The sequence below is a fragment of the Sphingomonas sp. 2SG genome (assembly GCF_005503285.1).
GTDB lineage: Bacteria > Pseudomonadota > Alphaproteobacteria > Sphingomonadales > Sphingomonadaceae > Sphingomonas > Sphingomonas taxi.
In genome coordinates, this window is record NZ_SCMZ01000091.1 from 1 (window position 1) to 6,030 (window position 6,030).

The window sequence follows — 6,030 nt, forward strand, 5'->3', positions numbered from 1 at the left end:
CCCCGATCTGGCGCTGTAATCGAGCCCCCTATCGCTACCCCGCGGGATCGCCTAAGCCGGGCCATCCCCGGGGGGCCGCTGACGCGCGGCTGAGAAATGGGCAGCAGCCCATGACCCGCTGAACCTGATCCGGGTGATACCGGCGTAGGGAGGGTCTGCGGTGCGCCGTCGTTCCTCCGATGAAGTGGATGCGAACGATTCCGGCTCTTGTTTCCCGTTTCGACATGCGACCCGCGCGATTTTGGCTCGCGCTGGGGGTGCCGGTGCTGCTCCTCGCGGCACCCGCCGCGGCGCAGACCGCCGAACCCGCCGAGATCCGCGTCGTCGGCCATCCCGATCCCGCCGGGCTGCTGCCCGATCAACAGGCGCCGAAGAGCCAGAGCGCGATCTCGGCCGACTTCATCGTCAAACAGGCGCCGACGCTCAACGCCTTCCAGCTCGTCACCTTGCTGCCCGGCGCCAATGTCGCGTCGAGCGATCCCTATGGCCTGTCGACCAGTTCCAGCCTGACGCTGCGCGGGCTGGGGCAGGACGAGATCGGCGTGCTGATGGAAGGCGCGCCGCAGAACGACATCGGCTATTATTACGCCTATCCGTCACAGTTCGCCGACCCCGGCAATCTCCGGCGGATATCGATCGCGCAGGGGTCGGTCGACATCGACTCGCCGACGCTGGGCGGTGCCGGCGGATTGCTGTCGCTGGCGCTCGACGATCCCAAGGCGCGGGCGGGTGGTCTCGTCGATCTGTCGCTTGGCAGCTATGCGGCGCGGCGCGGCTTCGTGCGGATCGACAGCGGGACGATCGGCGGCACCGGGCTCAAGGCCTTCCTGTCCTATTCCAACACGCGTGCGGACAATTGGCGCGGCGCCGGCTTCGACACGCGCCAGCATATCGACGCGAAGCTGCTCAACGAATGGGGCGCGGGCAATCGCGCCAGCCTCGCGCTGTCGTTCAACGACGCCAATTCGTCGAGCTACCCCAGCCCGACGCTCGCCGAATGGCAGGCGCAGGGCCGCGGCTTCAACTACGCCAAGCGCTACACGCCGGGCGCCACGGATTACTGGCGGCTCTATCGCGCGCCGTTCCGCAATCTTTACGCCTCGGCGCCGGTGCATCTCGAGCTCGGCGAGCGGCTGACGTTCGACAGCACCAGTTATGCGCAATTCGGCTACGGCAATTCGCCTTATGGCACGCAGCTCACCACCACCGGCAATTTCCTCGGCACCGAGGAGCTGGCGCAGCCGATCGCGCTGCCCGGCGCAGTCGACGGCGTCGCGACGGTGCTCGGCAATTATACCGGCGACCAGTTCCGCGGCGGCAGCGTCGCCAAGCTGACGCTGCAGGCCGGCAGCCACCGGATCACCGCTGGGCTGTGGTTCGATTACGGCACCGATCGCGTCACCCAATCCTATACCAGCATCGATGCCGATGGTCGGCCGACCGACCGCTGGGGCTATCGCGCCAGGGCGATCCGCACCGCCGACGGCCGCCTGCTCGCCTATGAGAACCAGCGCACCGTCACCGTCACCAAGAGCTTTTTCCTCGCTGACAGCATCGCCGTCGCGCCGCGGCTGACGGTCGACGTCGGGTTCAAGGGCGTCGACGTGCTGCGCAACGGCCGCAACTATCTGCCCGGACCGCAGGACAAGGTGCGGATCGACAGTTTCGCCGCGCTGCCGCGCGCCGCGATCCATTACCAGCTCGACGACCGGCAACAGCTCTTCGCCAACGTCACCACCAACTTCCGCACGCCCAACGAATTCACGCTGTACAACAGCTATGCCGGCGGGGCGCTGGTCGTGCAGGGCAGCAACGCGCTCAAGAACGAATATTCGGTGTCGGAAGAGCTCGGCTATCGCTTCATCGGCGAAGCGGTCTCGGCCTCGGTGACGGGCTTCCACTATAAATTCCGCAACCGCCAGCTGGCGACGGTGGTCGATCAGGGCGGTGCGCAGGTCAATGCGACGCTCAACGCCGGCGGACAGACCTCTTATGGCGTCGATGCCGAGATCGACTATCGCCCGGTCGCCGCGGTCAGCCTCTATGTGTCGGGCGAATATCTGCACGCGCGGCTCGACGACGATCTGCCGGTCGGCGGCGACCTGCTGCCGACGCGCGGCCGGCATGCGGTGTCGAGCCCGACGGTGCAGTTCGGCGCGGGCGGTACCTATGACGACGGTCGCGTCTTCGGCAGCATCGCGTCGAAATATCTCGGCCGGCAATATGCCACCTTCATGAACGACGAGCGCATCAAGGGCTATGCGACGCTCGACCTGTCGATCGGCGTGCATCTGGCCGAGTGGCTCGACGGCAAGCGCACCGACCTGCGCGTCAACGCGATCAACGTCACCGATCCGCACGTGCTCGCCGGCGTGCAGGCGGTGACGACCAATGCGCAGGACACCATCGGCCGCAACGGCACCGTCATCGCCGGTCAGGCACCCGCTTATTATATCGGCAGCGGCGCCGCGGTGATGGCGACCGTCTCGCGCGCGTTCTGAGGCGATGACGCCCGCCGGTCATCTGGTGCACGGCATGGGGCAGGCGCTGGAGGCGCCGACCTGGCCGGCGATCACCATCGGCGAGGCCGCCGCGGTACTGGCGCGCTTTCCGGCGGCGGGACCGCCGATCGGGCTGCACTGGCATTCGCCGCGCCCCTTCTCGGCGGCGGCCCTGGTCCGGACCGGGACGGGCACCGTCCTGCTCAAGCGCCACCACCACCGGCTGCGGTCGATCGCGGGGCTGGCCGAGGAACATGCGTTCATCGCGCATCTCGCCGCGGCCGGCCTATCGGTGCCGGAGGTTCTCGCGACGGCCGACGGTGCGACCGCAATCGCGATCGACGCGTGGCGCTACGAAGCGCACCGGCAGGCGCCGGGCGCCGATCTCTACCGCGACCGCCTGTCGTGGACGCCGTTCTTCTCGCACGCGCAGGCGCATGCCGCGGGCGTCGCGCTGGCGCGGCTGCACCTCGCCGCGGCCGGATTCGCCGCCCCTGCCCGCCGGGCGCAGCCGCTGGTCGCCAGCCTCACCATCCTGCCGGCACGCGATCCGCTCGCCGCGGCCGAAGCCTATGTCGCCGCCCGGCCGGCGCTGGCCGCCTTCCTGACGACGCGGCCGTGGCGGGCGCAGCTCGGCGCGCTGTTCGCGACGCTCGGCGACGGCCTGCCCGCGGTGCTGGCGGATCAGCCGCCGCTGTGGACGCACAACGACTGGCATCCGTCGAACCTGCTCTGGACGGACGACGGCAGCGTGCGGACGGTGATCGACTTCGGCCTCGCCGATCGCACCTGCGCGGTGCACGATATCGCCACCGCGATCGAACGCAGCGCGATCCGCTGGCTCGACCTGCCGCAGGGCGACGACATCGCCGATCCCGCGGCGGCGCTGGCGCTGCTTGCCGGCTATGCATCGCGCGTCCCGCTCGCCGCCGCCGATATCGCCGCGATCGTCCGGCTGCTGCCGCTCGTCCACCTCGAATTCGCCTTGTCGGAGATCGACTATTTCACCGCGGTGGTCATCGATCCCGCCGCTGCGGCGCTGACCTGGGACGACTATGCCATCGGCCATGTCGCGTGGTTCCGCTCCGCCGCGGGGCAGGCTTTGCTGCGCCGGATCGGCGAGGCCAAGCCATGACGACGCTGGAGATCGTCGCGGTCGTCGTCAGCTTCGCCGGTATCTGGCTGACCGCGCGGCGGCGCATGCTGTGCTGGCCGGTCAACCTGCTCGCCTGCGCGTTATACGCGAAGCTGTTCCTCGACGTGCGGCTGTACGCCGACATGGTACTGCAACTGCTGTTCGCGATCGCGATCGTCTACGGCTGGGTCGCCTGGGCGCGGGGGACCGATAGCGAGGGCGAGGTGGTGGTGGCGCCGCTGCGGCCGGCGCAGGCGCTGGTGGGTCTGGCGGCGGGCGCGGTGGGGGCGGTGAGCATCGGCTGGCTGACCAGCCACCATACCGACGCGGCGCTGCCCTGGATGGACGCGACGCTGAGCAGCTTCAGCCTCGTCGCGCAATATTGGACCGGGCGCCGCCACGCCGCGAGCTGGCTGCTGTGGATCGTGGTCGACGTCTGTTACGTCGGCATGTTCGTCTGGAAGGATTTGCTGCCGACCGCCGGTCTCTATGCGGCGATGGTCGGGCTCGCCGTCCTCGGCTATCGGCAATGGCGCCGGGCGGGCGGCCACCGGCAGGGCTGACCCCGCCGGCGAACGCGCATCCGCCTACTTCTTCCTGGCGTCGGCCTGCTGCTTCGTGCCGCGCGCTTCCTGTTCGGCGCCCTCTTCGTGCAGCGACGGATCGTCGGCGTTCTGCTTGGCCTTGCCGACGGCGGTGTTGATCGCGCCTACGATGCCGGAGATCGATTTTACCATGAGACGTCCTTCGGTTCGGGAGCGCGGAAGCGCCCCGTCGTCCACGGCTCAACCCCTCAGCCGCCAACAATGGCCCCGGCATCGTCGTCGAGCAGGCCCGGCGTCCGCGCCGACACGATCCGGATCGCCCGGCCAGCCCGCCGCGCCGCCGCGGCCTTGTCCATCTCGGCGCGCGCGCGCGGCGCGCGCGCATCGGGCAGATGATCGGCGACGACCACCATCGTCGTCGTCAGCCCGACCGCCGACATGATCGTGCCGCCCTGCGCGGCGAGCGCCTGCGCGATTGCCCCGTCGCGCGCCTCGCCGACGACGACGATCCGCTCGCCCTTCAGCGGCCCCGCCGGCGCGGCGCGGGGCGGCGGCTGCGGTTTGCGCGGCGGGGCCAGCCAGTCGGCGAGCGACAGGCCGGTATGGTCGATCGCCTTGACGATCACCCAGCCGGCGGCGCGCGCGTCGCTCAGCGCGTCATGGTGGCGGTGGGCGATGCCGAGATAGCGCGCGAGGCCGCCGAGCTTGTGGTTGGGCAGATCGGGCCAAGCGCGTTTGGCGACCCGCACGCTGTCCAGCCAGACCGTCTCGATCATCGCCCGGTCATGGACGCGGCAGGCCGCGGCGAGCGCGCCCTTGTCGAAATAGGAATGGGCGACGGTGACGCGGCCGGTCAGATGGCGGTCGATGTCGGCGTGGACGTGCGCGAAGGTCGGCTGGCCGATCACGTGATGCGCGGCGATGCCGTGGATGCGCGTGTTCATCGCATGAAAATCGTCGCACGGATCGAGCAAGGTCTCATAGGCGAAGACCTCGCGGCCGTCGCGGAAGCCGACGATGCCGATCTGGCAGATGCTGCTCACCCGCGAACAGGCGGTCTCGACGTCGACCACGACGAAATCGGGGGTCGTCACGCGCCATTCCCGGCGGCGAGCATCCGGCGCCCGCGCTCGGACAGGCTGCGCAGCGTGATCGACCAGCGCGTCTCGGTCATCGCGGCGATGCTATGCTCCCAATCGTGGCGCGCCTCGCCGTGGAGGTGGTAGATGCCGCGCGGCGGCAGCGGTGCGGCGACCCGCGCGAACCGCTCGCCCGTCCGGCGGCGGAAGCGCATCGCCGCCGCCGCCCCAAGCGAAATGCCGACGACGTGATCGAAATGCGGGCGGTCGCGATGCCAGCCGATCCCCGCGCCGGGATCGTAGCGGATCAGCAGCGCCTGCACGAAGCTTCCCGAGGCGACCCCGGCGAACGCCTCGGCCCTTGCACGGATCGCCGCCAGCCATGCCGGCATCGGCGCTGCCGGTGCGAGCGATCCGCGCTCGAAATCGTAATGCAGCCCGAAACTGTGGGTCAGTCGCTTGCCGGTCCAGCCCTGGAACTGGAACGGCGTCAGCGCGAGCGCATCGATCGCCGCGATCAGCGCGCGCTCGTCGTCGGCGGTGACGAACCCCTCCTCGCTGCGCAGCCCGGGCAGCAGCGGTCGGTCGAACAGGTCGCGCATCAAGACCCGCCTGCGCCCGCCCCGAGGCCGTACGCCGGCAGCATCGCAAGAGAGATCAAGGGGATAGCCACGCCGTCCCCGATGTAGGCCCGGCCCCCGCCTGGCCTACATCGGTGACGGCGTGGCTATCCACTTGATCTCTCTTGCGATGCTGCCGGCGTACGGCCT

6 protein-coding genes and 1 riboswitch are annotated in these 6,030 nt (G+C 69.7%); of the genes, 3 read left to right on the forward strand and 3 right to left on the reverse strand.

The window, feature by feature from the left end; genetic code table 11:
* Positions 1-58: 58 nt before the first annotated feature.
* Positions 59-168: riboswitch (TPP riboswitch) on the forward strand.
* 56 nt (positions 169-224) lie between these two features.
* From FFS23_RS19595 to pnuC, 3 genes are read left to right on the forward strand one after another with little or no spacing between them, the layout of a single operon-like run.
* Positions 225-2,501 (forward strand): TonB-dependent receptor, encoded by a 2,277-nt coding sequence (locus FFS23_RS19595; protein ID WP_137899924.1) that lies wholly within the window; start codon positions 225-227, stop codon positions 2,499-2,501.
* Between the two features lie 4 nt (positions 2,502-2,505).
* The gene (locus FFS23_RS19600) at positions 2,506-3,636 is read left to right on the forward strand and encodes a phosphotransferase enzyme family protein (RefSeq protein WP_249340772.1); all 1,131 of its coding nucleotides are present in this window, start codon (positions 2,506-2,508) and stop codon (positions 3,634-3,636) included.
* Positions 3,633-4,199 carry a nicotinamide riboside transporter PnuC gene (gene pnuC, locus FFS23_RS19605; RefSeq protein WP_137899925.1) on the forward strand — a complete coding sequence of 189 codons (567 nt, stop codon included), beginning with the start codon at positions 3,633-3,635 and terminating at the stop codon, positions 4,197-4,199. Before FFS23_RS19600 ends, pnuC begins: the two co-directional genes overlap by 4 nt.
* A 24-nt stretch (positions 4,200-4,223) precedes the next feature.
* Here the strand turns inward: pnuC and FFS23_RS19610 are convergent, their stop codons facing one another.
* From FFS23_RS19610 to FFS23_RS19620, 3 genes are read right to left on the reverse strand one after another with little or no spacing between them, the layout of a single operon-like run.
* The gene (locus tag FFS23_RS19610) at positions 4,224-4,373 is read right to left on the reverse strand and encodes a CsbD family protein (protein WP_137899926.1); all 150 of its coding nucleotides are present in this window, start codon (positions 4,371-4,373) and stop codon (positions 4,224-4,226) included.
* Positions 4,374-4,429: 56 nt separating this feature from the next.
* Positions 4,430-5,275, reverse strand: a complete 846-nt coding sequence (locus FFS23_RS19615; RefSeq protein ID WP_137899927.1) for an exonuclease domain-containing protein — start codon at positions 5,273-5,275, stop codon at positions 4,430-4,432.
* A complete protein-coding gene (locus FFS23_RS19620; RefSeq protein ID WP_137899928.1) occupies positions 5,272-5,862 on the reverse strand; it encodes an alpha-ketoglutarate-dependent dioxygenase AlkB in 591 nt (196 codons plus the stop codon). Before FFS23_RS19620 ends, FFS23_RS19615 begins: the two co-directional genes overlap by 4 nt.
* Between the last annotated feature and the right edge of the window lie 168 nt (positions 5,863-6,030).